Genomic DNA, 25595 nt, shown 5'->3' with positions numbered 1-25595 from the left:
TGACACCGCGAACTACGAAGACGATGTCTTTGACTTATTGAGGTCTGCAGTTCGCGCCTGCCCGTTCCTTTTCTTCTCCATCTTCAGCGCGGCCCTTGCCGCGCTTTTTTGTTTCTGGACTTCCCATGCTTCACATCACGCTTCCCGACGGTTCACAACGCGAATTTCCCGGTCCGGTCACAGTGGCTGAGGTCGCTGCTTCCATCGGCGCCGGGCTGGCGAAGGCCGCCTTGGCTGGGAAGATCAATGGCAAGGTGGTGGACACCAGTTTTCTGATCACTTCCGACAGCCCGCTGTCCATCGTCACCGCCAAGGACGCCGATGGCCTGGAGGTCATCCGTCACTCCACAGCCCACTTGCTGGCATATGCGGTGAAAGAGCTGTTTCCCGACGCCCAGGTGACCATCGGTCCTGTGATCGAGCACGGCTTCTTTTACGACTTTTCATACAAACGCCCCTTCACGCCCGAAGATTTGGTGGCGATCGAAAAACGCATGACCGAGCTGGCGGGCAAGGATGAGCCGGTCGTGCGTCGCGTGCTGCCACGCGATGAGGCTGTTGCCTATTTCAAAGGCCTGGGTGAGCACTACAAGGCCGAAATCATCGCCAGCATCCCGAGCAACGAAGACGTGTCGCTGTACCGCGAAGGCGCTTTTGAAGACCTGTGTCGTGGCCCGCACGTGCCCAGCACCGGCAAGCTCAAGCATTTCAAGCTGATGAAAGTGGCCGGTGCCTACTGGCGCGGCGATCATCGCAACGAGATGCTGCAGCGCATCTACGGCACGGCTTGGGCGACCAAAGACGAGTTGCAGCAGTACCTGACGATGCTGGAAGAGGCGGAGAAGCGCGATCACCGCAAGCTGGGTCGTGAGCTGGATCTGTTTCACATTGACGAATACTCGCCAGGGACGGTGTTCTGGCACCCCAAGGGGTGGACGGTTTGGCAAGAGGTTGAGCAGTACATGCGCAAGGTGTATCGCGACAACGGTTACCAGGAGGTCAAGGGTCCGCAGATCCTGGATCAGGGCTTGTGGGAGAAGACCGGCCACTGGGACAAGTACCGTGAGAACATGTTCGTGACCGAGTCGGAAAAGCGCGATTACGCCTTGAAGCCGATGAACTGTCCGGGTCACATCATCATCTTCAAGCAGGGCATTAAGAGCTACCGTGATCTTCCGCTGCGTTTTGGCGAGTTCGGCCAGTGCCATCGCAACGAGCCCTCGGGCGGGCTTCACGGCATCATGCGGGTGCGCGCGTTTACCCAGGACGACGGCCACATCTTCTGCACCGAGGATCAGATTCAGGCTGAGGTGGTGGCTTTCACCACACTGCTACAAAAGGTCTACAAGGACTTCGGCTTCACCGACATCATTTACAAGCTGTCCACCCGGCCAGAAAAGCGCATCGGCACAGAAGAAAGCTGGGACCGTGCCGAGGCCGCATTGGCAGAGGGCTTGAAGGCCTCCGGCTGCAATTTCGAATATTTGCCGGGTGAGGGGGCCTTTTACGGTCCGAAGATCGAGTACACGCTGAAAGACGCGCTGGGTCGTCCGTGGCAGTGCGGCACCATTCAGGTGGACCCGAATCTGCCCGAGCGCCTGGATGCCGAGTACGTGGGAGAGGATGGCTCACGCCACCGCCCCATCATGTTGCACCGCGCCATCGTGGGCAGCTTGGAGCGTTTCATCGGCATCCTGATCGAGCAGCACGCCGGCGCCTTGCCCGTTTGGCTGGCGCCGGTGCAGGTCGCGGTGCTCAACATCACCGACTCGCAGGCCGATTACTGTCGCGAAATTGTCAAATCGCTGCAAAATCAAGGGCTTAGGGTCATGACCGACCTGCGCAACGAGAAAATAACGTATAAAATACGGGAGCACGCGTTGCAAAAGCTGCCTTACATCCTTGTCGTGGGCGACAAAGAGAAAGAAGCTGGCGCCGTGGCTGTGCGGGCGCGAGGTAACAAAGACCTCGGTGTCATGCCGCTGGAAGACTTTTCCAGATTGATTGCGGCAGACGTTTCATCCAAGGTTTGATCTCAAACATCCGGTTGATCCCCTTGCGGCTGCTGCGCACATCGCAGATGCAATGGGGCGACCGAGGGGTTGCCCATCTGTCATTTCTGCCCACACAAAGGAATTCACCATAGCTACCAACTTTCGCGACCGCCGCCAACGCGAAGAGCGCGCACACCGACTGAACCGTGAAATCATGGCCCCAGAGGTTCGCCTCAACGGCCCCGAGAACGAGCCGCTGGGCATCGTCAGTCTGATGGAAGCGCTGCGCATGGCCGGTGAGCTGGACGTGGATCTGGTTGAAATCGCTGCGACCGCTGTGCCGCCTGTGTGTCGCCTGATGGACTACGGCAAGTTCAAGTACCAGGAGCAGAAAAAGGCAGCGGAAGCCAAGGCCAAGCAGACGGTCATCGAGATCAAGGAAATCAAGTTCCGCCCGGGCACCGACGACGGTGACTACAACATCAAGATGCGCAATATTCGGCGCTTCTTGGATGATGGCGACAAATGCAAGATCACGCTGCGCTTTCGCGGGCGCGAGATCACGCACCAGGAACTCGGGCTGGCCTTGCTCAACCGCATCCGCGATGAGTTGGCCGATTCGATCGTGATCGAGCAGTTTCCCAAGCTCGAAGGGCGCCAGATGATCATGATGATCGCACCAGGGCGCAAGAAAGCTGGTGGTGGCGCGCCCAAGGCTGAGACTCCAGTGCAAAGCACCGAGTCTTCGGCGTCTTGAGACCGTGCAGTAACAAGATTGGACGGGCAGGGTAGTCTCCTGCCGGTTCGAGGCCTGCGGTGGAAGCTGTGGTGCCGAATTGGGAAGCCGAAAGGCTTTTCATCAAAAGTGGCTCGGGGCCAACAAGTCCGCGGAAGGTTCGCGGCGCCTCACGAGCACAAATGAAAAGGAGCATGAAGATGCCCAAAATGAAGACCAAGAGCAGCGCGAAGAAGCGTTTTCGCGTTCGTCCCGGTGGCACCGTCAAGCGCGGTCAAGCCTTCAAACGTCACATCCTGACCAAGAAGACCACCAAGAACAAGCGCCATCTGCGTGGTGCGGTGACTGTCCATGAGACCAATATGGGTCACATGGCGCAGATGCTGCCCGGCATGGGCATTTGATCAACGACGAACAAGGAGCTACACATGCCTCGCGTCAAACGTGGTGTAACGGCACGCGCCCGTCACAAAAAAGTTCTCGCCCTTGCAAAGGGCTTTCGCGGTCGCCGCGGTAACGTCTTCCGCATCGCCAAACAGGCGGTGATGAAGGCTGGGCAATACGCCTACCGCGACCGCCGTACCAAGAAGCGCGTCTTTCGTCAGCTGTGGATCGCGCGTATCAACGCCGGTGCACGTGCTTGCGGCCTGACGTACAGCCAGTTCGCCAACGGCCTGAAGAAGGCCCAGATCGAGATCGACCGCAAGGTCCTGGCCGATCTGGCCGTCAACGACGTTGCTGCTTTCAACAGCATCGTGGAGCAAGTCAAAGCCAAGCTGGCCGCTTGATTCACGGCGGAGGCCACGGTTGCCCGCAAGGGTGAAAGTGGTTTCCCGTCGCTCAAAGGGGTTGAGGCTTGAGGGATTCCCTCGGTGCTCTCAACCCCTTTTTTTGTTTTGCCCAATCCTGAACACACATGAACGAGTTGGACGCACTGGTTGACAGCGCCCGCGCTGGCTTCGCGCAAGCCGCCACCCCGGCCGATCTGGAAAACACCAAGGCCCTGTATCTGGGCAAGTCGGGCCGCATCACCGAGCTGATGAAGGGCATGGCGGCCCTGCCGGTCGAAGAAAAGAAGACCCGCGGTGCGGCGATCAACGTGGCCAAGCAGGCCATTGAGGCGGCGCTGAACGATCGTCGCCAGGCGCTGGCGGATGCCGAACTCGAAACCCAACTCAAGGCCGAAGCGCTGGACGTGAGCCTGCCTGGCCGTCAGCGCGGGCAGGGTGGCCTGCATCCTGTGAGCCTGACGCTGGAGCGCATTGAGGCCATCTTCAGTTCACAGGGTTTTGAGGTCGCCGAAGGCCCCGAGATCGAATCCGACTGGTTCAACTTCACTGCATTGAACACGCCTGAGGATCACCCGGCGCGTTCGATGCACGACACTTTTTACGTGGAAGGCGGCAGCGATAAAGCGCCGAACTTGTTGCGAACCCACACCAGCCCCATGCAGATCCGTCATGCGGTTCAGCACGTCAAGCGACACCGCGCCGCGCTGGACGCTGGTTTGCCCATGCCCGAGATCCGCGTCATTGCGCCGGGCCGCACCTACCGTGTGGACAGCGATGCCACGCATTCGCCCATGTTTCATCAGTGCGAAGGCCTGTGGATCGGCGAGAACGTGAGCTTCAAGGACCTGAAGGTCGTGTTCACCGATTTCTGCCGCACGTTCTTCGAAAGCGACGACCTGGTGCTGCGTTTCCGTCCCAGCTTTTTTCCGTTCACCGAACCCAGTGCCGAGATCGACATCCAGTTTCAGAGCGGCCCGTTGGCCGGTCGCTGGCTGGAGGTGGCGGGCTCCGGTGAGGTGCACCCGAATGTGGTGCGCAACATGGGTCTGGACCCCGAACGCTATATCGGCTTCGCCTTCGGCATGGGGCCGGACCGCCTGACCATGCTGCGCTATGGCGTGAACGACCTGCGCCTCTTCTTCGACGGCGATATCCGTTTCTTGCGTCAGTTCGCTTGATCACTTGCGCCGCTTGCCCACGTACTGAGTCGTTTCATGCAATTCCCCGAATCCTGGCTGCGTGCCTTCTGCAACCCTTCCCTGACCAGTCAGCATCTGGCCGACACCCTGACCATGGCCGGTCTGGAGGTCGAAGAACTGCGCCCGTTTGCGCCTGCTTTCACGGGCGTGGTGGTGGGCCAGATCCTGAGCGCTGAACAACACCCCAATGCCAACCGCCTGCGTGTGTGCCAGGTGGACGTGGGGCAAGGTGCTCCGCTGAGCATCGTCTGTGGTGCGCCAAACGCCCGCGCCGGCATCAAGATTCCCTGCGCCACTGTGGGTGCCCTGCTGCCACCGGGTGAAGATGGCAAAGCCTTCGAGATCAAGCTCGGCAAACTGCGCGGCATCGAAAGCCAGGGCATGCTGTGCTCGGCCAAGGAACTGCAGATCTCCGATGAGAGCAATGGCCTGCTGGAGCTGGGTGATGACGCCGTGATCGGCCGCAACGTCCGCGAGCAGCTGGCTCTGGACGACATGCTGTTCACGCTCAAGCTCACACCCAACCTGGCGCACTGCCTGAGCGTGTACGGCATCGCGCGCGAGGTGTCGGCATTGACCGACACGCCGCTGCTGCAGCCCGAGTTCCCCAAAGTCCCCGTGCAGGTGACGGACCGCCTGCCGGTGAGCGTGCAGGCACCCGACCTGTGCGGCCGTTTCAGTGGACGCGTGGTGCGCGGCGTGAACACGAAGGCGCAGACGCCAGCCTGGATGATCGAGCGGCTCGCGCGCTGCGGTCAGCGAAGCATTTCGCCGCTGGTGGACATCTCCAACTACGTGATGTTTGAGCTGGGCCGCCCCTCGCACATCTTTGACCTCGACAAAATCCACGGTGGCCTGCAGGTGCGCTGGGGCCGCGAGGGCGAACAGCTCAAGCTGCTCAATGGCAACACCATCACGGTGGACGCCGAGGTCGGCGTGATCGCGGACGACCAGCAGGTCGAGTCGCTGGCCGGCATCATGGGCGGCGATGCGACGGCGGTGTCCGACGACACCCAGAACATCTTCATCGAGGCTGCCTTCTGGTGGCCCAAGGCCATCGCCGGCCGCTCGCGCCGCTACAACTTCAGCACCGACGCTGGTCACCGTTTTGAACGCGGTGTGGATCCGTCCACGACCGTCGAACACGTGGAACGCATCACGCAGCTGGTGCTGGACATTTGTGGTGGTCAGGCAGGTCCGTTGGACGATCAGACACTGGCGCTGCCAGAAGGCAAGCCGGTCACCCTGCGCGTCGCGCGTGCGGCCAAGGTCATCGGCATGCCGGTCACGCAAGCGCAGTGTGCGGGCGCTTTGCGCCGCCTGGGCCTGGACGTGACCGAAGGCGAGGGCAGGGTGACCGTGGCTCCGCCAGCGTTCCGTTTCGATCTGCAGATCGAGGAAGACCTGATCGAAGAGGTGGCGCGCGTCATCGGCTACGAGCAACTGCCCACGAACCCGCCGCTGGCGCCCATCACCGCCAAGCTGCGCGCCGAGGCCAAGCGTGGCCCCTTCGCCGTGCGTCGGCAACTGGCGCAGCTGGGATATCAGGAAACCATCAACTTCAGTTTCGTGGAGGAGCGCTGGGAGCACGAGCTGGCTGGCAACGCCGACCCGATCAAGCTGCTCAACCCGATCGCCAGCCAGATGAGCGTGATGCGCTCCTCGCTGCTCGGCAGTCTGATCGCGGTGCTCAAGTTCAACCTGGACCGCAAGGCTCAGCGCGTGCGCCTGTTCGAACTGGGCCGCGTGTTCCGCAAGGACGCCTCGGTGCCAGACAGCGACACCAGCGTGGCCGGATTCGATCAGCCCATGCGCGTGGCCGGTCTGGCCTACGGAAGTGTGGACAGCCTTCAGTGGGGCAGCGCCGAACGTGGCGCCGATTTCTTCGACGTGAAAGGCGATGTGCAAACGCTGCTGGCGCCGCTGCAGCCGGGTTTCAAGCCCGCAGAGCACCCCGCGATGCACCCTGGTCGCTGTGCCAGCGTCTGGCTGGGCGATCGTTGTGTCGGTCATGTGGGTGAACTGCATCCGAAATGGCGCCAAGCCTACGACCTCACGCAAGCGCCGGTGATGTTCGAACTGGCGCTCGACGCCGTGCTCCTGCGCGATGTTCCGGTGTTCCAGACCGTGAGCCGCCACCAGCCGGTGGAGCGCGACCTCGCCATTGTGGTCAAGGAGTCGGTGACGCATGCCTCCGTCGTGGATGCGATCCGCTCGGGCGGCGGCCGCTTGCTGCGCGACGTGGTGCTGTTCGACGTGTACCGACCCAAGCGGCTGGCCGATGGATCCTTGTCCGGCGGCTTGGCTGCAGACGAGAAGAGTCTGGCGGTGCGACTGACGCTCAACCGCGACGACGCTACACTGACTGAAGAAGAAATCGAGACAGTGGTCAAAGACGCACTCGATGCGCTGTCCCGCTGTGTGAGCGCCCGGTTGCGTTGAGTTGGCGTTGAATCTCAGAACAAACGAGGAGAATTTTCATGGAACTTGCCGTCGAAAGCCTGGAAACCCCGGCGCTGACCAAAGCCCAACTGGCGGAGTTGCTGTTTGACCAGATCGGTCTGAACAAACGCGAATCGAAAGACATGATTGACGCGTTTTTTGATCTGATCACCGACAGCCTGGTGGAGGGCACCGACGTGAAGATTTCGGGTTTTGGCAATTTTCAGATTCGCACAAAGGCGCCCCGACCGGGTCGCAACCCCCGCACGGGTGAACCCGTGGCAATTCAGGCCCGTCGCGTGGTCACCTTCCACGCCAGCCCCAAACTCAAGGAGCAGGTTCAGACTGCCGTGATTGGAAGCTGATGGCAATCCCCTTCAGGGACAGATATAAGAAAAACGGTGACTTTTGTCACCGTTTTTTGTTGGAGTGACAACGACGCGAGCGAGGCGTTCTTTTACTTCTTGTCACAATCACAACAGTGCTTACAGAAATTTGTGCCTCGTTGTGCGGACCAGCCATTGTTAGAGTAAATTTCAAGGTTCGGTTTGTACCGCTTTGATTTTCATGGAAAAAAACCTCCCACCCATACCAGCCAAGCGCTACTTCACCATCGGTGAAGTGGGCGAACTGTGTGGTGTCAAACCGCATGTGCTGCGGTATTGGGAGCAGGAATTTACCCAGTTGCGGCCGATGAAGCGCCGTGGCAACCGCCGCTACTACCAGCACCATGAAGTACTCATGATCCGGCGCATCCGTGAACTGCTGTACGACCAGGGTTTCACCATCAGCGGCGCTCGCAACAAGCTGCAGGAGATGGTGCAGTCCGAACGCGACCGGCGGCGGACTGACGAGGAGGACGCGGTCGATGTGGTTGACTTCGGAGAGGCCGTTGGTGCGGGTGATGACGTCGTTGACGTGCCTGTCGACGAGGTCCCTTTTGCCATTCCAGCATCAGCGTTGATCGGGATGCGCCGCGAACTCATGGAAATTCGTGAGCTTCTGAGCCTTCAGGTCTGAATTGCCCCAATTGCTGGCTATAATCTAAGGCTTGTCGGCGTGTAGCGCAGCCTGGTAGCGCACTTGCATGGGGTGCAAGGGGTCGCGAGTTCGAATCCCGCCACGCCGACCATTAAAATCAACGGGTTAGCTCAGAAATGAGCTAACCCGTTTTTCTTTCCAGAGCCTATGGGGTAAACGTTGGGGTAAACAGCCGCAGTGCTGTGAGATCTTCAACGGACCAGAAAACGCCCAGGACGACAGGAATCACCATCCCGGCGGCTGAGACTTCTCAAGTCTTGGTTTTGTGGTGGTCAAGCAACGATGAGCCGTTGCCTGTGCGGCTTCGCGCTATCGACTTCATTTCGCCGACGAACGGCAATTTCTTGCCAGACTGTCGCTACACCCCGCGCAGCACACTGAACTCTCGGAACAGCCGCGCTGGCAACGGCGTCTCCAACTTCCAGACGATGCTCATCGGTCGGTCACCCTCGGCCGACTCCAGCGTGACCGGGCCGCAGGCGCGGTAGGCCTCGCCCTTGCGCGGTCTCACGAAGAGCTGGAACTGCCATCCGTTGGTCGCGCTTTCGAGATAGCGCCGACCGCCAGGCGTGTCTGGGCCTGCGCTGTTCTGGGACTGCCAGTGAAAGCGCTCGGCGCTGATCGCGTAGTCGTGATACGCGATGCGGTCGTGGTAGCCCTCGCTCTTGTCGAGCGTGACGAACAGCAGCTCGGTCTGGCGGCTGAGCAAAGACAGTGTGCCGGCCTGGAACGGCACGCGGCGCGACGCCGTCAGCCAGCGCACCGCAGTGAGGATTTCGCGCGCACCGTAGCCCGCATGCAGGCACAAGGGCGTGTCTTCGAGTCCAGGCACAGGATGCGCGCCCAAGGTGCTGCGGGCCTGCAGAAGGGCGGACAGTTCCACCAGCTCGGCAGCGATGGTTGGGTGACCCTCCAAGCGTGCCAGGAAGGCTTCATACCCCGCTGCCTGTTCGTGGCGTCCATCGATCTGATAGGCCAGCATCTGCACGCCCAGCGCCTCCTCAGCACTAAGTGCTGGTGAACTCCCTTGGCGCGAACCCACAGCAGTCATCACATCGAGCCGGCGTGGATCGTCCACATGCAGCAGATCGCCAAAGCGGCGGCTGAAGTAGTCCTCTTCAGGTTCTGGCTCTGCGACGATCAAGCCCGCATCGCGCTTGAGCGATGTCCAGCCGCTACGACCTTGTCCGGTACCGGCGCGGTAGATGTCTTCCAGTTCCAGTGCCTGGTCGTGCAGGAAGTCGGCCAGTTGAATCGACGATCGGCCACGCAGCGCCGCATAGGTCTGCAGCTCGGTCTTCAGACGGCGCCAGTTCTGGGACGTCAGGGATCGCAGGCCTTGCAGCACCTGTTCTCGCGTCTGGCGCTGCAGGTGGATGTGGCATCCGGGCGGCAAGCTGCCGAAGCCGTTCTCAACGCCGTCCACCAGTTCGCGTCGCGACAGGCCGGTCAGGCTCGACAAGAGTCGGTCAAACCGAAACTCGGCCCGGTGTTGCCCGACGAAGTCGAGCACCAGGCAACTCTCCTTGCCGGGGGCCAAACGCAGACCACGGCCGATCTGTTGCTGGAACAGCACCGGGCTCTGAGTGGGGCGCAGCAACAGCAGCGTGTCCACCATCGGCAAGTCGATGCCCTCGTTGTAGAGATCCACCGTGACCAACGCGCACAGCTCGCCGCTGAGCAGGCGTTGCGGCGCACGTCGCCGTTCTTCGGATGCTGTCGTGCCAACCACGCAGGCTGCTGGCAGACCGGCGCGGTTGAACCAATCGGTCATGAACTCTGCGTGCGCCACCGACACACAGAAAACGATGGCCCGAGACTGCCGCGCATCGGAAGCCAGACGACGCCATTCATTGATGACCAGTTTGGCGCGCACGTCGTTGCCTGTGACCAGGTTGTTCACCGCCTCGCGTTCCCCTGGCCTGTCCCAAGGCACTTCCGAAAAATCGGTGGCGTCGTCGCATGCGTAGTACTCGAACGGCGCCAGCAGCTGCAGGTCCAGCGCGTGCCACAGCCGCAGCTCGACCGCAGGGCTCCCGTCGGGACGCGAATCGAAATACGGCGCGATGGGTTGACCGTCGCTGCGCTCAGGCGTCGCCGTCAGCCCGAGCAACACGCTGGGACGAACGGCCCTGGCGAATACGTCGAACCGATCGGCCGCCAGGCGGTGGCATTCATCCACCACCACCGTGTGCCAGTTGTCGGCACCGACGGTGGCCACCAGGTCGCGGCTGGTGACGCTGTCGATGGTGGCGAACAGATGGCCCCAGCGTTCGGGTTGGTGGCTCCCGGTGAGCAGGTCGCCGAACTCGGGATCGCGCAGCACCTCGCGGTAGGTGCGCATGGCCTGGCGCAGGATTTCCTCTCGGTGGGCCACAAACAGCAGGCGAGGGCGCCCACCCTCGATACGGCAGGTGTTCCGATAGTCAAACGCCGCCACCACCGTCTTGCCCGTGCCGGTGGCCGCCACCAGGAGGTTTCGGGTTCGACCGTGCGCGCGCTCGTTGGTCAGCTGCTCCAGCATTTCCAGCTGGTAGGTCTTGGGCTGCAGGTCGAAGAAACTGATGGTGGCCGCCGGCTCGCCGCCAAACGACTCGCGGCCCAGCGCAGCCGCCAGGGCTTGTCTGTGTTCGACGTTGTCCGGGTCGTAGCGCTGAAACTCGCTGTCCGCCCACAGCGTCTCGAAGTGGGCCACGGCGCGGGTAAACAGGGCTTCTTGCGCGCGCTGGGTCAGCTTGACCGTCCACTCCAGCCCGCCGGTAAGAGCAGCTCCCGAGAGGTTGGCGCTGCCGACATACGCCGAACCAAAGCCGGTCTTTCGCTGGAACAGCCAGGCTTTGGCATGCAGACGGGTGCGTCGGCCATCCAGTGACACGCGAACTTCACACCCGGGCAGACGGGCGAGCTCGTCCAGCGCGCGAGCCTCGGTCGCACCCGTGTATGTGGTGGTGAGGATGCGCAGCCGGGTCTTCGGTTGCGTCTCTCCATCCTGCTGCGCACCCTTGGCCGTGATCTGCTGCAGCACATCCTGCAGCTTGCGCACGCCGGAGACGGTGATGAAGCTGACCAGGATGTCCACTTGATCGCTCGATGCCAGCTCGCGACGAATCTCCTGGAGCAGCGAGGGTGAGCCTTTGCCAGCCGTGAACAGCCAGGGCACGCCTAGCCCGATCTCCGGCGACACGGGGAACTGCTGGTCGCGCTGCACAGCCCTCAGGACCCGCAGCGGCGGCGCCACCAGGTCAACCACTTCACCAGACGCAAAGGTGCCACCCGCACTGCTTCCTGCGAGCCGCTGACGAAGCATCAACAGCAGTTCATTGACCAGTTCAAGTTGTCGTTTGGCTTTCTCGGCCTCGTCGCCAGACACATCGTCGAGGATGGTCGAGAGCTGACGGGTGATGACATCGGCCAGGAACTCAGCTGCCCCACCCTTGAGCGCCGACACATCGGCCCGTGACGGATCGAGGTCTGCCAACGATCGAGCCAACCCCTCGGTCAACAACAGGTCATAGAGACCATCGGGCAATGCCATCGTTGTCCTTGGGATCAGTTGATCTGGCGTGTGCCACGGCAGGTCGGGTAGCCGGTGCAGCCCCAGAACTCGTTGCCGGCATTGGCGCCGCGTTTGGCGGTGCGCCGAACCATGGGTTTCGCACACAGGGGACAAGTCAGAGCCTGAGTTGACGGAGCAGGGGAGCGAGCCACCGGGACAGCAGGTTTCTGGGCTGGCGAGCGCTCGGCACCCGCCTGGGCTTGCCGCAACAGGCCGTGCAGCTTCGGCCCATCGACCAGCGCCACGTTGCGACCGCTCGCAAAGCTGATCGCCTCATCGGTGAACTTTCCCGAGGTCACGACGAACCCGCCGGTGGCGCCCTTGGCGGCCATCACACCGTACAGCTCGCGCACCACGTCCACGCCAACCTTGTAGGCGCGCCACTGCTTGCACTGCACGAGGAATTTTTCGCCGCCACTTTTGCCCGGCTTGGTGAGCACGAGATCCACGCCGCCGTCGGCACCGCAGCCCCCGGTTTCTACCACCTGGTAGCCCTGCAACCGAAACCCTTCCCCCACCAGCATTTCGAACTCGCGCCAGCTCATGCCATCCAGCGCGTCGGTCGCCTTGCTCCTGGCCACATCAGCCACCAGGTTCTTTCGCTCACGCCGCCGCCAGGCAGACGTGCCCGCACCCAGCAAGCAAATGAAAGGGAGGATGTACTGGCCCGCCATGGCCAGCGATTTCCAGATGGATCGCGTGACCATAGCGCCCATTTGACCGGGCTGCGAGGGCGCTACCACCGGTTGGGATGCAATGTTGTGAAGCACGAAGTAGCTCACCAGCGCCAGCAGCACGCCGGCCCACCAGGGCAGCATCGCCACCAATTCCAGCAGGTCGTCGGCCGTGCTTGTTCTCTTGCGTCTCGCCATTCTTGATTTCCTCCCTTGATGACACTGCTGCTTGGCAGCCATTTGCTGGCGCACAGCCTATCCTGCCATCAATCCTATCCTTCTCTCTTCTGTTCGACCTGAAAGGGTCGGACCGTCCGACCCCTTTGGCCAGTAGCCGAGAAATGCGACCGGGAGGCAGGAACAAACAGGAGAAGGCGGCACAGGAAGCGTCCTGCAATTCAGCCGCAATCTGTCAAGCAGCTTGACAGCGCAGACCGATGGCAGCTTGCATGGAGTAAGAGCTGCAGGCGCACCTGGTCTAGGAATTCAAGGGACGGTATGCAGCGACAGCCGCCATTCAGGATCTAAGCCTGAATGGCGGCTGTCTTCCGAAAGCGGGCGAGCGTCAGGTCGACGCAGTCCGCGCTCGCAGGGTGCCATCACCAGCGTTGCTGTTTTTGTCTTTTTGCCGCAAGTACCCACACAGGAAGAGCCTGTTCGGTTGCTCAGGTAGCAAGTCAAGTCGTCAGCCGATGAACCACTTTGCAGGCACGGTCACCAGTTGAGGGAACAGCACCATCAACAGCAGGATCACGAACTCGGCGAGCATGAAAGGCAAGACGCCGCGCGTCACTTCGTCCATCTTCATGCGCCCGACACCAGCGACGGTGCTGAGCACCGTGCCGACCGGCGGGGTGATCAGACCGATCGAGTTGTTGATGATGAACAGCACGCCGAAGTAGACCGGGTCGATGCCTGCCTGCTTGACGATCGGCATCAGCACCGGCGTCAGGATCAGGATCGTCGGCGTCATGTCCATCGCCGTGCCGACGATCATGCACAGCACCATGATCGCGATCAGCAGCAGCGTCTGGTTGCCCATGAACGGCTCCAGCAGGACGGCGATCTTGCTCGGCAGGTCGGCCACCGTGATCAGCCAGGCAGAGACCATGGCCGCGGCAATGAGGAACATCACGACCGCGGTCGTCTTGGCCGCCGTCACGAAGATCGCATAGAGCTGCCGGGCTTTCAGCTCGCGGTAGATCACCGTCGAGACGAACAGCGCGTAGACCGCGGCGACGACGGCGGCCTCGGTCGGCGTGAACACGCCGAAACGCAGGCCGACGAGGATGATCACTGGCAACATCAGCGCCCACGACGCGTCGAACAGCGCGCGGACCATCTCCTGGCCCGACTTGCGCGGCGGCGGAACAAGTTTCTCCTTGCGCACCAGGATCATCCAGGTGATCCACAGCGCCAGGCCGATCAGGATGCCCGGGAAGATCCCGGCCAGGAACAGCTTGGAAATGGACACGTTGGCCGCCACGCCAAAGATGACGAAGCCGATGGAGGGCGGGATGACCGGCCCGATGACACCCGCTGCGGCGATCAGGCCGCCCGAGCGCGCTTTGTCGTGACCGGCCCGCACCATCATCGGCAGCAGCAGAGCGGTCAGCGCGGCGGCGTCGGCGACCGCAGAGCCCGACAGCGCCGACAGCAGGATCGCCGCCAGGATCGTGACGTAGCCGAGGCCGCCCTTGACGTGGCCGACCAGCGCAAGCGCGAAGTTGACGATGCGCTGCGAGAGTCCGCCGACGTTCATGATCTCGCCGGCCAGCATGAAGAACGGGATCGCGAGCAGAGGGAAGCTGTCGGCGCCGTTGATCACGTTCTGCGCGAGGATTTGCGCGTCGAACATGTCGAGGTGGACCATCAGCGCGACGCCGGTGGCCAGCAGCGCGAAGGCGATCGGGATGCCCAGCGCCATGGCGCCCATCAGCGCCCCGAGGAAAACGGCAATCGTCATTTTTGGGCTCCGGCGGACGGTTGAAGATGCGCGGGTGTCTCGGCGTGCTCGCGGGCCAGTTCGGCCTGCAGCGCCTCCAGCTCCTCCTGCTCTTCGGACTCCTTGACCATCACAAGCTCCTCGTCGCTGAGCTGGCCGGTCAGCACCAGCCAGAGTTCATAGGCGAGGAACAGCGCGGCAACGACCGCGAAGACGATGCCAGCGAAGTACAGGATCGCCATCGAGGCACCGGTGACCGGCGCCTGCACGTCGAGGTTGATGCGCGCCTGCGCCAGCGCGCCACTGAACAGCAGCCACGTGATGTAGAGCATCAGGAGGTGGCCGATGACGAGGCAGATCTTCTTGCCGATGACGGGCAGGCGCGAGACCAGCATGTCGCTGCCGAGGTGCGCGTGATCGCGCATCGCGACGATGGCGCCGAGGAACGTCAGCCAGACGAACAGCCAGCGCGAGACCTCCTCCGACACCGTGATGCCCGAGTTGAAGCCGTAGCGCAGGACAACGTTTCCGAACACCAGCACGACCATCACGGCCAGAGCCGCTGCCATCAGCAATTCGAGAACTCGACAGAAGCCATCGAGGACCTGGGTCATTGGGTTTGTCTCCTTTGGGTCAGCGATCTGTTGGGCCGCCAGCGAACGGCTTTGCCTGGTGGGCAGGTTCGCTGCGGTCGCACGGCCGGGCACCGCGCGCGGGTGGTTCGATACCCGTGCGCCGTGGACCGACCGGGCTGATGGCTCAGGGCTTGCGAGCCTTCTCGATCTCGCCGAAGAGGTCCTTGACCAGCGTGCCGCCGATCTGCGCGCTGTACTTGTCCACCACCGGCTGCACCTTGGCGCGCATGCGCACCAGCTCCGCGGCGGGGATCTCGTTGATCTGCATGCCGACCTTCTTCAGGGACTGGAGGTACTGCTCGCTGAGGTCGCGGTTGGCCTTGCGCTGGTACACGGCGGCCTCGACGGCCGCATCCTGGATGAGCTTCTTCTCGTCGGCGGAGAGCTGGTCCCAGAACTTCTTGCTCAGGGTCACGACCAGCGGGGTGTACTTGTGCTTGGTGACGCTCAGGTACTTCTGCACTTCGTAGAACTTGGCGCTGTCGACCGTGCTGTAGGGGTTCTCCTGGCCGTCCACCGCCTTCTGCTCCAGCGCGCCGTACAGCTCGGGGAAGGGCATGGGCACCGCGTTGGCGCCGAGCGTGTTCCAGGTGTCGATCGCGACGGAGTTCTGCTCCACACGGATCTTCAGCCCCTGGATGTCCTCGAGCTTCGTCACCGGGTGCCGGCTGTTGGTCAGGTTGCGGAAGCCGTGCTCGAAAAAGGACAGGCCGACCAGGCCCTTCACCGGCATCTTGTCGAGGAAGGTCTTGCCGACGGGGCCTTCGACAACGCGATCGACCTCCTTCTCGTTGCTGAACAGGAAGGGCAGATCCAGCGCGGCAAAGTCCTTGATCACGCCGACGAGCTGCGACGTCGCCACGGCCGACATTTCCACGGTGCCGCCCTGCATCGCCGAGATGATCGCGACCTCACCACCCAATGTCGCGTTGGGAAAGACCTTGACCTTGATCTTGTTGTCGCTGCGCTGGGCCACCAGATCGGCGAACTTCTGCGCTCCCAGGCCGTGCGGGTGCTTGATGTCGTAGATGACGGCGTACTTGATCGTGCGTTCCTTGATGTCCGCCGCCATGGCGCCGGTCGCGCCGGCCACGAGCAGTGCGCCGAGCAAGCCGGCAGAGAGGGTCTTGAGTTTCATGATGTTCATTGCTGTCTCCTTGAGTGGATGGTTTACAAACCGCGGGCGCCGGACGAGAGAAAGCCCCCGTCGACCGGCAAGGTGACGCCGCTGGTGTAGCCGGCGTCTTCGGATACCAGGTACATCACGGCCGCGGCAATCTCGCCGGGCGTGCCGTACCGGTTCATCGGGATGGCTTTGCAGTACTCCTGACGGAACTGGTCGGTGTGCAGCGCGCGGGTCATCGGCGTGTCCACCGGGCCGGGCGCCACCGCGTTGGCCGTCACGCCGTGCTCGGCCAGCTCGACCGCCATCTGGCGGGTCAGCGCGATCACCGCGCCTTTGGACGTGCCGTAGGCCGTGCGTCCGGAGCCGACGGCGCGCATGCCCGCCACCGAGGCGATGTTGACGATGCGGCCCCACTGGTTGCGCACCATCAGGCGCGCTGCGCGCTGGCTGCACAGGAAGGTGCCGGTGACGTTGACGGCCATGGTGGCCGCGAAGTTGTCGTCCGGAAACTCCAGGAAGGGATAGACCTTGGCGATGCCGGCCGAGTTGACCAGGACGTCGCAGCGGCCGTGTCGCTGCTCGATGGCGGCGAAGGCGCTGTCGACCGATGCCGCATCTCCGACGTCGATGGCCTGCGCTTCGGCGACTGCGCCCTCGGCGCGCAGATGGGCCGCGGTGGTCTCGGCGGCGGTCTGGTCGCGGTCGGCGACGACGACGGTGAAGCCCGCAGCGCCCAGGCGCCGGCAGACTTCGGCGCCGATGCCCATGGCGCCGCCGGTGACGACCGCGACGCGCTGTGGTGTGTTGGTGGATGGCATGAGAACGTCTCCTAGGTGGTTTTGTGTGAATGGATCCATGCGTCAGGTGGACGCTGCGCTGCCCCGCAGCGCACGGACGAAGTAATCGGGAGCGCCCATCTGCCCGCCCTTGAGGGCCAGTTCGAGTCCGCTCAGGTGGGGCGCCGACGACAGCGCGGCACACAGCGGTGCGCCGGGCGCCAGGCGGGCGCGAATCTCCAGTGCGTCGGGGCCGAGGGCCTGCGTGATGCGGCTGGACGTGTCGCCCCCCGACAGCACCAGGCGGCGCAGCCGGTGGCGACGAACGATGGCGTCCACCACGATCCCCAGCCGTTCACTGACCATGCGCCCGCTCTGGTGGCGCGCCTGCTCCAGGCTGCAGCCTTGGGCCTGTAGGCCCTGGATCAACCGGGCCACCCGCGGGTCGGACGGGCCGCGGGCGGTGTGCATCACCACGCTGGCGCCACTGGCCAGCGCGCTGACGACCTCGCTCACGAGGCGCGCCTCGGCCGCAGCGGTGTCCGGACCGATGGTCAGCGCCTCCACATCGATCGCCACCTCGCGGAAGCCGGCGTCCAGCGCCGCTTCGATCTGCATGGCACTGAGCTTCGAGGCGCTGCCCGACACGACCAGCACCTGGTCGACGGCATCGAAGGTCCCGTAGGGATCGGCCGACGGAGCGGCGCCTTCATGCTGCCAGGACTGCGTCAACGCGTACTCGACGCCCGACGAACCGACGACGAAGAGCGGCGCACCCAGCGCAGAGGCCATGTGCTGAAGGCAGTTGCCCGTCGCGGTCAGGTGTTCGGGGCTCAGGCCGTCGATCACCACCGCTTGCCGGGACGGCGCCATGTCGGCGATGCGCTCCGCCAGTGCGGCGGGTGACGCGGTGTCGAGCCAGGTCAGCGGCACGTTGCCGATGGCCAGCGGCGCCTGTTTCTGCAGGTGACGGGCCACGTCGGATTCCTGCATCGGCGTCACCGGGTGCACGCTCATGATCGGGTGGCGGTCGATGCGGTAGACCTCGTCATCGGTGCCCGACCGCGCAAACAGGTGACCGAACAGGCAGTAGCGGCCCAGCGCCGGCGTGCTGGCGATGATGGGCACCACGGGCTGCGGGAAGGCCGACCGCGAAAGCTCGATGACCCGGCCGATGTTGCCCACGGTCGGCGCGCTGTCGAAGGTGGAGCACACCTTGTAGTGCACGATCTGCGGCGCCAGGGCGGCGAGCCCGCTCAGTACGTCGGGCAACTCCGCGTCCATCTCGTCCGGCGACATCGCCCGGCTGGCGCCGGCCACGCCGATGGCGTCGAAGCCGCCCAGCGCGGCCATCTGCAACGGCGTTGGCACCGACAGGAAGAGCGCGCAGCGCAGCCCGCCAAAGGCCAGGACTTCCAGGGCATCGGTGGAACCGGTGAAGTCATCGCCGTAGAAGGCGAGCTTCAGGGTTTGGGGCTTGTCCGTCGAGGTCATCACTTACCGACCAGAGAAGTGCACCAATGCACGCTTGAGTGCGGGGTGCGTTTCGGCGTAGGTGTTCAGGCCCACGCCGGCCACCGCCGCCTCCCAGCCCTCGCGCATGCTGGCCATGCCCGCAGCGATGCCGTCTGGGTGACCGATGATTCCGCCACCGGCGAGGTGCATGAGGTCCACCGTGCCCAGGGCCGAGTACAGGTCCGGTGCCTGGCCCGCCCACTGGCCCGACGAAGACACCGGCATCAGAGCCTGCACCCCTGCCCATGGGGTCAGGCAGGCACGGGCCGACGCGATGACCGAGTCATCCGACTCACAGAACTTGCTGCGGATGCCGTTGACATGCAGGTGGTCCACGCCCGCCAGGCGCCACAGCTTCTGGTATGCCTTGAACGAGAAGCCCAGTCCCGGGTGCCTCGTGAGCGCACCCCAGCCGTTGCGGTGGCCGTGGATCGGCAGCTGTGCGTGGCGGCGCAGGTGCTCCACGCCGGCGAAGCCGACCCAGTTGATGCTGACCATCACGCAGGTGCCGCCCGCAGCGAGCACTGCGTCGTGGCGTCGCAGCATCTCGTCGATCGAACCGGAGATGTTGATCGCGTACATCGGCATCCGGCCCAGGCGGTCGGCGTGGCGTTGCAACACCGGCATGACAGCCCGCAGGCGTTCGTCGAATGGCGCATAGGGCGGATCGGCGATCAGCTCATCGTCCTTGATGAAGTCGATGTCGGCCGCACACAGCTGGTCGACCAGTTCGGCGGTCTGGCCGGGCGTGAGGCCGATGCTGGGCTTGATGATGGTGCCGATCAGCGGCCGGCCATGGACCCCGGCCAACCGGCGGGTGCCGGGAATGCCGAAGGCCGGGCCGGCGAACTGGGCGGCGTGGTCGGGAGACAGTTCCAGGTCCAACAGGCGCAAACCGGTGACCTCGCCCAACTCATACAGGTTGCCTGCCACCGTGGCCAACAGGCTGGACAGACTGGCGCCGACGTTCGCCACCGGGAATGCGATGTCGATCTCGGCCCGATGAAACACACCACCGTGCGGGTGGCGATCAACGTACGCGCTGGGCAGCGTGGGCTGCAGCGCCGGAGCGAGCGGCTCGATGCGGGTGACACGGGCGCGTGAGCGCTCCTTGAGCTCGTCCGTCTCACCGGGCAGTGCGAGGAAGGTGCCGCTGGATTGTTCGCCAGCGATGACCTGCGCGACCTTCTCGGAGGCGACCGAACTTTCGACGAAGTAGCGCGCGGTGAACTCGGCGCGGGGAGGGGTCTTGGTCATCTGGCTGTGAGTTAATTTGGAAACTGGACTGAACGATATAGGCCCTCTTCCTTTGTGTAAAACGATATGATTTCTCCGAGCTGTGACTTGAACTCACACAACATCCGGGTTGACCCTAGGTTGGAGAGTGCCCTCATGACCCCGTCCCATCGACTTTCGCTCAATGCCTTGCGAGCCTTTGAGGCGACGGCACGTCTGCGCAGCTTCAGCGCTGCGGCTGAAGAGCTGTCGGTCACGCATGGCGCGGTCAGCCGCCATGTCCGGATGCTGGAAGACACGCTGGGTCTGGCGCTGCTGCAGCGCACGGCGCAGGGAGCCACGCCGACCGGCGAAGGGCAGCGCCTGGCGGAGGGCCTCTCGAAGGCCTTCGGGTTGATCCAGTCCAGCGTTGAGCAACTGAAGCCGGGCCCGCTCACCCTGGCGTGTTCGGAGTCGATCATGATGTACTGGCTCATTCCCAGGCTGGGCCGCTTCAAGGAAGACAACCCAGAGGTGGAGCTGCGCTTCAACATGAGCCATGGGCCGATCGACTTCGCTCACGACAACGTCAGCGTGGCCATTCGCCTGTCATCGATCGAGCCGCCCAAGGACGCCGTGCGCGCGGATGTGGCGCATGAGTGGATCGGGCCGGTGTGTTCGCCGGAGTACCTGCGGCAGCAACGCATCGGGTCGTTCGAGGACCTCGCACGGGCACGGCTCATGGTCTCGCGCACCCGACCGACGGCCTGGGCAGACTGGGCCCGCTGCAGTACGCAACCAGATCAGGCGTTGCGGGTCGACCAGTCGTTCGACCATTTCTACCTGCTGATCCAGGGCGCCCGCTGCGGTCTGGGCATGGCCAATGTGCCCCGCATGCTGGTGCGGGACGATCTGATGAGTGGCACCCTGGTGGCGCCCATGGGCTTTGTGCGCGGCCCCAACCGGCTCTCGATCTGGACCGCTCCGCACCTCAGCCGCAGACCCGATGTGGTGAAGCTGGTGGATTGGCTGCACGACGAGTTGCGGGCCACGGAGCCGTGAATCCTACGGGTCAGTTGGCGAGCAGCGCCGCGTGGTCACGAAGGTGGTTTCTGAATCGCTCCGCATAGTCGCTCCCCACGGCGTCGATGACGCTGCGGCGCAGCGCCAGCGCGTTCCGCCACGCTGACACGCGTGGCAAGTTCTCGAAGATGGAGCGCGACACCGCCGGATCGAGGATGTCGAAGTAGCGAAAGATGGGTGCACAAACGGCGTCCACCATGCCCAAGGCGGCACCGTTGAAATAGGGCCCCGACCCAAGCGCCGCCTCCAGTTGTTGGAGGCGGTGTCGGAACGCCGCCTGCTTGGCATCCGCAGACGGACGGTCGGTGGCGTTGAGAAACTGCCAAGCGTCGGCGAGAGTTGCCGTGCCGAACTCAACCCAGCCCCGGTGGCGGGCACGGGCCAGCGCATCAAGCGGATACATCGGTGTGCCGCCCTGCGACTCCTCAAGGTATTCGCAGATCGCCATGCTCTCGAAAATGATGGCTTCCGTACCATCATGCTGCCGCACCCGGAGCACGGGAACCTTGCCAGTGGGCGAGATTTCCAGAAACCAGCCAGGCTTGGCCGCCAGATCGACATTGATCCTGTCAAAGGGAACGCCCTTTTCCAGCAGCACGATCGCCGCCCGCTGGACAAAGGGGCACAGCGGATGGCTGATGAGGGTGAGTTGGGTCTCGGTCATGAAGCTCTTTCAAAGTGGTGGTGCGGTGGCCACGGTCGTTGACGCACCGCACACATTGCGCAATCAGCGGTTGAGCAGGCGGCCGCCGTCCACCACGATTTCCGAGCCCACGGTCCAGCGGGATTCGTCGGAGGCCAGGTACAGCACGGCCTTGGCCACCTCTTCGGGCGTGCCGAAGCGGCCGAGCGGGATGGTCGACACAATCGCCTTGTTGACCTGCTCGCGGTAGGCCTCGGGGATGCCGGCCTTGTCGTACAGCGGCGTCTCGACCGGACCGGGACTGACCGCGTTGACACGGATGCCGCGCCCGAGCAATTCGGTCGAGAGCGTCTTCGACATGTTCAGAAATGCCGCCTTGGTGGCGGCATAGACGGACGAGCGGTCCGCGCCGGTATGGGCGCTGACGGACGTGTTGAGCACCACGGAAGCGGGATTCGCGAACACCGGCAGCAGGGCCTGGAGCAGGAAGTAAGGTCCCTTGACGTTGATGCCGAACGAGCGGTCGAACATGTCTTCCGTCCATTCCTCGATGGGCCGCCAGACGGACACGCCGGCATTGAGGAAGGCGACGTCCAGCTGGCCGTAGTGGTCCTGGACGGCTTGTGCCAGTTCTTTCTGCGCGGCGACGCTGGCCGAGTCCGCGCGCAGCACCGGGACCTCGGAGCCGAGTTCGGCCTGGGCCTTCGCGATCGAATCGGGATGGACACCGGTCACGATGACGCGGGCGCCTTCGGCCAGAAACTGCTTGGCGGTTTCCAGGCCGATGCCGCTGGTGCCGCCAGTGATGAGGGTGCGTTTGCCTTGCAGGCGGGACATGAAGTTCTCCTTTGGATGACGACCAACCGCGGTCGCCTGGGAGTAATGTGCATCCATGCCTTTAGTTGCATAAGATCTGACTTCTGAATATGTTTCATGCATCATTGGCATGAATAAGAAGGAAAACATGGACCGACTGCTCTTGATGACCTGCTTCGCCCGCGCCGTGGAGACAGGGAGTTTTTCTGCTGCGGGGCGCGACCTGGGCCTGGGGCAACCCAACGTCAGCCGCTATGTGGCCGCGCTGGAAGAACACCTGCAAACGCGGCTGCTGCACCGGTCCACCCGCAAGCTGTCCTTGACGCCGGAGGGCGAGCGCTACTACGCCGACGTCCGGCGAATCCTGGATGCCGTGGACGAGTCGGAATCCTCATTCAGGGACACCGTCGATCCCTCGGGACTCTTGCGCGTGGCCTGTCCGACCGCACTGGCCCATGCCTTTGTGATGCCACAGGTGCCGACTTTTCTGGAGAGATACCCCAGATTGACGCTGGATCTGCAGATCAACGACCGCTACGTGAACCTGGTGGACGAAGGGACCGAGTTGGCGATCCGCATCGGACACCTGGAGGACAGCGCACTGCGCGCCCGGCGCATCGGTATGTTCGAGCGGGTGTGTGTCGCCAGCAAGGACTATCTCGCCAGGCGAGGTATCCCCCTCGTCCCGGATGACCTGCGCGAGCACGATTGCCTGATCTACACCCTGTTGTCCTCCGGTGCGACATGGCGCTTTCGAGACACCGAAGTCCCGGTATCCGGCAGGCTGCGGGTCAACTCACCCGAGGCCGTTCGAGCCAGTGTGACCGCCGGATTGGGGATTGCACACGGACCGGCGTGGCTGTTCGCCGAGGGGCTCAAAGACGGCAGCTTGCAGTTGGTGCTGTCGGAATACGCGCCGCCACTCGTGCCGATTCAGATCATCTACGTGGCCAACAGGCTGCTTTCGAAACGGGCCATCGTGTTCATGGACTTCATGACCGATGTGTTTTCAAAGATTCCCGCGTTTGGTGCCGCCGGCAATGTGCTGGGGGGGACCGCCCCCGGGCAGTTCAGGTGAGTTGGTTGCACGAGGGGGCTGCTTGGGTCGCTCCCAACCATCTGCAACGTCAGTTCACGACATCCCTGCCCAACCAATCCTAGATGACCGACATCACCTACATCCGTACGCACGGAGGCTGTGCGGGCTGAGTCCGAGCGTGGCCTCGACATCGCCGGCCATCATCGGCCTGACCAACATCGAAGACCCGAGTCTCGGTCGGGTTCGGCTCCAGGTTGAAGGGTCCTGACGATGTCCTCCAGTTCAACCCTTGCATCGTCGGCTCGCATAATGTATGATGCGCATCATGCGAAAGTCACCTGTCAATGTCCGAGCCGCCGCCAAGGAGGCCTCCCACGAGCGCATCGTGCAGGCAGCTGCACGCGCCATCCGGCGCAGCGGCTACGACGGCACGGGTGTGGCCGACATCATGAAGGAGGCCGGCTTGACGCATGGCGCCTTCTACGCCCACTTCGCCTCCCGAGAGGCCATGTTGGCCGAGGCGGCGGACCGCGCAGGTGCCGAGTCCAATGCCTTCGGGGCCCGTGTCGTCGCCGCTGCGCCCGCTGAGAAGGCTTTGCAGGCCTTGATACAGGTCTACCTCTCGAAAGAGCACCTTGTGGGCATCGAGACGGGCTGCCCGGTGGCTGCCTTGGGTTCCGAGATGCCCCGTCAAGCGCCCGAAGTGCGCCGGGCGGCCACACGCCGCATCAAGGAAATGATCGATTTGGTTGCGCGCCAATCGCCGGATTGGGGGCAGCCAGGCGCCCATGAAAGCGCTCTGGTGACCGTGGCCACCATGGTGGGCACCTTGATGATCGCCCGCGCCGTGGACGATGCTGCGTTGTCGGAGGCGCTGTGCAGCGCCACATTGAAGCAACTGACCCCCTCAGGGGCGTAACAACAACGTCTCTTTTTTTGACTTTACATATGATGATCATCATTCGATATTTTCCATCAACCGGCGCCACCGCCACCGGTTGGGGTGCTGAATCTGACAACAACAAGGAGAAGCCATGAAAGCTTTCATCCTCGACCGCTACGGCAAACAAGAACGTTTGCGGGCCGCCGATGTGCCTGAGCCTGAACTGCGTGCCGACGAGGTGTTGATCGAGGTCCACGCGGCTGCAGTCAACCTGATCGACGTCAAGGTTCGAAACGGCGAGTTCAAGCTCATCCTGCCGTACCGACCGCCGTTCGTGCTCGGGCACGACGTGGCCGGCGTCGTGGTGCGTGTCGGCTCGCGCGTCAGCCGAATCAAGGTGGGCGATGAGGTCTACGCCAGGCCCTATGACCTGCGCATCGGGACCTTTGCAGAACTCGTGGCGGCCCATGAAGACACGGTGGCGCTCAAGCCCAGGAACATCAGCATGGAGGAGGCCGCCTCCATCCCCCTGGTGGGTTTGACGGCATGGCAGGCGCTGGTCGAAAAGGCCAAGCTCCGCAAAGGTCAGAAGGTCTTCATCCAGGCGGGCTCCGGCGGCGTGGGCACGTTCGCGATCCAGCTGGCCAAGCACCTGGGCGCCACGGTGGCCACCACCACCAGCACCGGGAACGTCCCGCTGGTCAAGGGCCTGGGAGCCGATGTCGTCGTCGACTACAAGAAGGAAGCGTTCGAAGAGCAACTGCGCGACTACGACGTGGTGCTGAACAGCCAGGACGAAAAGACCTTGAAGAAGTCCCTGGGCGTGGTCAAGCCCGGCGGCCACGTCGTGTCCATCACCGCGCCAGTCGACCCGCAGTTCGGGGAGGACATCAAGGCTTCGTGGCTGGTGAAACAGATTTTCAAAGCGCTGAGCTTCGGCGTTCGCCGGCAAGCCCAGCGCCTCGGGGTCCACTACAGCTTCCTGTTCATGAGGGGCAACGCCAGCCAGCTCAAGCAGATCGCGCAACTCATTGAATCGGGCGCCATCCGCCCGGTGATCGACCGGGTCTTCCCCTTCGACGCCACCAACGAAGCCATGGCCTACGTCGACAGCGGCCGCGCCAAGGGCAAGGTGGTCATCAAGGTCCGCTGAACCGTTCCCCCTGAACCCAGGCGCAGCTTCGCGCCTTTTTCAGACCTCTACATATGACGGTCGTCATGTGATTTCCCTGTCCCTCCCTTCCTGTCCCGTTCTTTTTCTGTCCCTTCTTCTTTCTGGAGCCTCTCATGAACATTGAAAACGCTGTCGTCCTGATCACGGGTGCCAACCGTGGCATCGGCCTGGCCTTTGCCCGCGAACTGCTGGCACGGGGCGCCCGCAAGGTCTACGCCGCGGCCCGCGATCCTTCGACCGTGACCCTGCCCGGCGTTCAGGCCCTGCAGCTCGACGTCACCCAGCCCGATCAGATCGCCGCCGCGGTCCGGC

At 63.3% G+C, this 25595-nt stretch carries 23 protein-coding genes and 1 tRNA gene; 14 read left to right on the top strand and 10 right to left on the bottom strand.

Translation table 11 applies throughout. The features are described from left to right. Window positions 1-125 precede the first annotated feature (125 nt). The 9 genes from thrS to IV088_RS21090 all read left to right on the top strand — a co-directional run bounded on the left by thrS (window position 126) and on the right by IV088_RS21090 (window position 8294). Entirely contained in the window at window positions 126-2033 is a 1908-nt protein-coding gene (gene thrS / locus IV088_RS21130; protein WP_291105932.1) for a threonine--tRNA ligase, read from the top strand. A 52-nt stretch (window positions 2034-2085) separates the two neighbouring features. Next, window positions 2086-2751, top strand: coding sequence for a translation initiation factor IF-3 (gene infC, locus IV088_RS21125; protein WP_291106000.1), 666 nt, complete (start codon window positions 2086-2088; stop codon window positions 2749-2751). A gap of 179 nt (window positions 2752-2930) precedes the next feature. Next, window positions 2931-3134: a 50S ribosomal protein L35 gene (gene rpmI / locus IV088_RS21120; RefSeq protein ID WP_066151481.1), complete on the top strand. Its 204-nt coding sequence runs from the start codon at window positions 2931-2933 to the stop codon at window positions 3132-3134. Between the two features lie 24 nt (window positions 3135-3158). Beyond that, a complete protein-coding gene (gene rplT, locus IV088_RS21115; protein WP_066151478.1) occupies window positions 3159-3518 on the top strand; it encodes a 50S ribosomal protein L20 in 360 nt (119 codons plus the stop codon). Between the two features lie 128 nt (window positions 3519-3646). Then, window positions 3647-4699, top strand: a complete 1053-nt coding sequence (pheS, locus tag IV088_RS21110; protein WP_291105930.1) for a phenylalanine--tRNA ligase subunit alpha — start codon at window positions 3647-3649, stop codon at window positions 4697-4699. Window positions 4700-4735: 36 nt separating this feature from the next. Continuing rightward, window positions 4736-7162 (top strand): phenylalanine--tRNA ligase subunit beta, encoded by a 2427-nt coding sequence (gene pheT, locus IV088_RS21105; RefSeq protein WP_291105929.1) that lies wholly within the window; start codon window positions 4736-4738, stop codon window positions 7160-7162. A gap of 38 nt (window positions 7163-7200) precedes the next feature. Then, window positions 7201-7527 (top strand): integration host factor subunit alpha, encoded by a 327-nt coding sequence (locus IV088_RS21100; protein WP_291105928.1) that lies wholly within the window; start codon window positions 7201-7203, stop codon window positions 7525-7527. Between the two features lie 202 nt (window positions 7528-7729). Beyond that, window positions 7730-8182 (top strand): MerR family transcriptional regulator, encoded by a 453-nt coding sequence (locus tag IV088_RS21095; protein WP_291105927.1) that lies wholly within the window; start codon window positions 7730-7732, stop codon window positions 8180-8182. Window positions 8183-8217: 35 nt separating this feature from the next. Then, a tRNA-Pro gene (locus tag IV088_RS21090) sits at window positions 8218-8294 on the top strand. Window positions 8295-8561: 267 nt separating this feature from the next. Here IV088_RS21090 and IV088_RS21085 read toward each other — a convergent pair. The 8 genes from IV088_RS21085 to IV088_RS21050 all read right to left on the bottom strand — a co-directional run bounded on the left by IV088_RS21085 (window position 8562) and on the right by IV088_RS21050 (window position 19687). Beyond that, window positions 8562-11738, bottom strand: coding sequence for a DUF3427 domain-containing protein (locus tag IV088_RS21085; RefSeq protein ID WP_291105926.1), 3177 nt, complete (start codon window positions 11736-11738; stop codon window positions 8562-8564). A gap of 14 nt (window positions 11739-11752) precedes the next feature. Continuing rightward, window positions 11753-12631, bottom strand: a complete 879-nt coding sequence (locus IV088_RS21080; RefSeq protein ID WP_291105924.1) for a restriction endonuclease — start codon at window positions 12629-12631, stop codon at window positions 11753-11755. A gap of 487 nt (window positions 12632-13118) precedes the next feature. Then, complete coding sequence (locus tag IV088_RS21075) at window positions 13119-14399, bottom strand: TRAP transporter large permease subunit (RefSeq protein WP_291105923.1); 1281 nt, start codon at window positions 14397-14399, stop codon at window positions 13119-13121. Beyond that, window positions 14396-14992, bottom strand: coding sequence for a TRAP transporter small permease (locus IV088_RS21070; protein ID WP_291105922.1), 597 nt, complete (start codon window positions 14990-14992; stop codon window positions 14396-14398). The genes IV088_RS21075 and IV088_RS21070 overlap by 4 nt, the downstream gene beginning before the upstream one ends. Before the next feature lie 145 nt (window positions 14993-15137). Continuing rightward, entirely contained in the window at window positions 15138-16160 is a 1023-nt protein-coding gene (locus IV088_RS21065; protein WP_291105921.1) for a TRAP transporter substrate-binding protein, read from the bottom strand. A 23-nt stretch (window positions 16161-16183) separates the two neighbouring features. Then, complete coding sequence (locus tag IV088_RS21060) at window positions 16184-16957, bottom strand: SDR family NAD(P)-dependent oxidoreductase (protein WP_291105919.1); 774 nt, start codon at window positions 16955-16957, stop codon at window positions 16184-16186. 42 nt (window positions 16958-16999) lie between these two features. Further along, the gene (locus IV088_RS21055; RefSeq protein WP_291105918.1) at window positions 17000-18409 is read right to left on the bottom strand and encodes a four-carbon acid sugar kinase family protein; all 1410 of its coding nucleotides are present in this window, start codon (window positions 18407-18409) and stop codon (window positions 17000-17002) included. Between the two features lie 3 nt (window positions 18410-18412). Beyond that, entirely contained in the window at window positions 18413-19687 is a 1275-nt protein-coding gene (locus IV088_RS21050; protein ID WP_291105916.1) for a ribulose-bisphosphate carboxylase large subunit family protein, read from the bottom strand. A 135-nt stretch (window positions 19688-19822) separates the two neighbouring features. Between IV088_RS21050 and IV088_RS21045 the strand changes: the two genes are divergently transcribed. Next, window positions 19823-20707: a LysR substrate-binding domain-containing protein gene (locus tag IV088_RS21045; protein ID WP_291105915.1), complete on the top strand. Its 885-nt coding sequence runs from the start codon at window positions 19823-19825 to the stop codon at window positions 20705-20707. Window positions 20708-20717: 10 nt separating this feature from the next. Here the strand turns inward: IV088_RS21045 and IV088_RS21040 are convergent, their stop codons facing one another. Together IV088_RS21040 and IV088_RS21035 are read right to left on the bottom strand one after the other, a co-directional pair. Continuing rightward, entirely contained in the window at window positions 20718-21392 is a 675-nt protein-coding gene (locus tag IV088_RS21040; RefSeq protein WP_291105914.1) for a glutathione S-transferase family protein, read from the bottom strand. 63 nt (window positions 21393-21455) lie between these two features. Continuing rightward, a complete protein-coding gene (locus tag IV088_RS21035) occupies window positions 21456-22208 on the bottom strand; it encodes an SDR family oxidoreductase (RefSeq protein ID WP_291105913.1) in 753 nt (250 codons plus the stop codon). A 127-nt stretch (window positions 22209-22335) separates the two neighbouring features. Between IV088_RS21035 and IV088_RS21030 the strand changes: the two genes are divergently transcribed. From IV088_RS21030 to IV088_RS21015, 4 genes are all read left to right on the top strand, one after another. Further along, window positions 22336-23265: a LysR family transcriptional regulator gene (locus IV088_RS21030; protein WP_291105911.1), complete on the top strand. Its 930-nt coding sequence runs from the start codon at window positions 22336-22338 to the stop codon at window positions 23263-23265. Window positions 23266-23539: 274 nt separating this feature from the next. Further along, entirely contained in the window at window positions 23540-24145 is a 606-nt protein-coding gene (locus IV088_RS21025) for a TetR/AcrR family transcriptional regulator (protein ID WP_291105909.1), read from the top strand. 115 nt (window positions 24146-24260) lie between these two features. Further along, window positions 24261-25262: an NADP-dependent oxidoreductase gene (locus IV088_RS21020; RefSeq protein ID WP_291105908.1), complete on the top strand. Its 1002-nt coding sequence runs from the start codon at window positions 24261-24263 to the stop codon at window positions 25260-25262. A gap of 134 nt (window positions 25263-25396) precedes the next feature. Then, the coding region (locus IV088_RS21015; protein WP_291097444.1) for an SDR family NAD(P)-dependent oxidoreductase at window positions 25397-25595 on the top strand (199 nt) is incomplete at its 3' end.

The organism is Hydrogenophaga sp. (assembly GCF_018780075.1).
Classification (GTDB): Bacteria; Pseudomonadota; Gammaproteobacteria; order Burkholderiales; family Burkholderiaceae_C; genus Hydrogenophaga.
The sequence above is the reverse complement of the archived record's forward strand: the minus strand, read 5'-3'. Positions and strand labels throughout refer to the sequence as shown.

Coding starts and splice junctions, on each gene's coding strand:
- IV088_RS21055 (WP_291105918.1), bottom strand. CDS start 18,409: ATGACCTCGACGGACAAGCCCCAAACCCTGAAGCTCGCCTTCTACGGC.
- IV088_RS21060 (WP_291105919.1), bottom strand. CDS start 16,957: ATGCCATCCACCAACACACCACAGCGCGTCGCGGTCGTCACCGGCGGC.
- IV088_RS21020 (WP_291105908.1), top strand. CDS start 24,261: ATGAAAGCTTTCATCCTCGACCGCTACGGCAAACAAGAACGTTTGCGG.
- IV088_RS21075 (WP_291105923.1), bottom strand. CDS start 14,399: ATGACGATTGCCGTTTTCCTCGGGGCGCTGATGGGCGCCATGGCGCTG.
- IV088_RS21045 (WP_291105915.1), top strand. CDS start 19,823: ATGACCCCGTCCCATCGACTTTCGCTCAATGCCTTGCGAGCCTTTGAG.
- IV088_RS21095 (WP_291105927.1), top strand. CDS start 7,730: ATGGAAAAAAACCTCCCACCCATACCAGCCAAGCGCTACTTCACCATC.
- infC (WP_291106000.1), top strand. CDS start 2,086: ATGGGGCGACCGAGGGGTTGCCCATCTGTCATTTCTGCCCACACAAAG.
- IV088_RS21025 (WP_291105909.1), top strand. CDS start 23,540: ATGATGCGCATCATGCGAAAGTCACCTGTCAATGTCCGAGCCGCCGCC.
- IV088_RS21085 (WP_291105926.1), bottom strand. CDS start 11,738: ATGGCATTGCCCGATGGTCTCTATGACCTGTTGTTGACCGAGGGGTTG.
- IV088_RS21030 (WP_291105911.1), top strand. CDS start 22,336: ATGGACCGACTGCTCTTGATGACCTGCTTCGCCCGCGCCGTGGAGACA.
- rpmI (WP_066151481.1), top strand. CDS start 2,931: ATGCCCAAAATGAAGACCAAGAGCAGCGCGAAGAAGCGTTTTCGCGTT.
- rplT (WP_066151478.1), top strand. CDS start 3,159: ATGCCTCGCGTCAAACGTGGTGTAACGGCACGCGCCCGTCACAAAAAA.
- pheS (WP_291105930.1), top strand. CDS start 3,647: ATGAACGAGTTGGACGCACTGGTTGACAGCGCCCGCGCTGGCTTCGCG.
- IV088_RS21035 (WP_291105913.1), bottom strand. CDS start 22,208: ATGTCCCGCCTGCAAGGCAAACGCACCCTCATCACTGGCGGCACCAGC.
- IV088_RS21080 (WP_291105924.1), bottom strand. CDS start 12,631: ATGGCGAGACGCAAGAGAACAAGCACGGCCGACGACCTGCTGGAATTG.
- IV088_RS21040 (WP_291105914.1), bottom strand. CDS start 21,392: ATGACCGAGACCCAACTCACCCTCATCAGCCATCCGCTGTGCCCCTTT.
- pheT (WP_291105929.1), top strand. CDS start 4,736: ATGCAATTCCCCGAATCCTGGCTGCGTGCCTTCTGCAACCCTTCCCTG.
- IV088_RS21070 (WP_291105922.1), bottom strand. CDS start 14,992: ATGACCCAGGTCCTCGATGGCTTCTGTCGAGTTCTCGAATTGCTGATG.
- IV088_RS21100 (WP_291105928.1), top strand. CDS start 7,201: ATGGAACTTGCCGTCGAAAGCCTGGAAACCCCGGCGCTGACCAAAGCC.
- thrS (WP_291105932.1), top strand. CDS start 126: ATGCTTCACATCACGCTTCCCGACGGTTCACAACGCGAATTTCCCGGT.
- IV088_RS21065 (WP_291105921.1), bottom strand. CDS start 16,160: ATGAACATCATGAAACTCAAGACCCTCTCTGCCGGCTTGCTCGGCGCA.
- IV088_RS21050 (WP_291105916.1), bottom strand. CDS start 19,687: ATGACCAAGACCCCTCCCCGCGCCGAGTTCACCGCGCGCTACTTCGTC.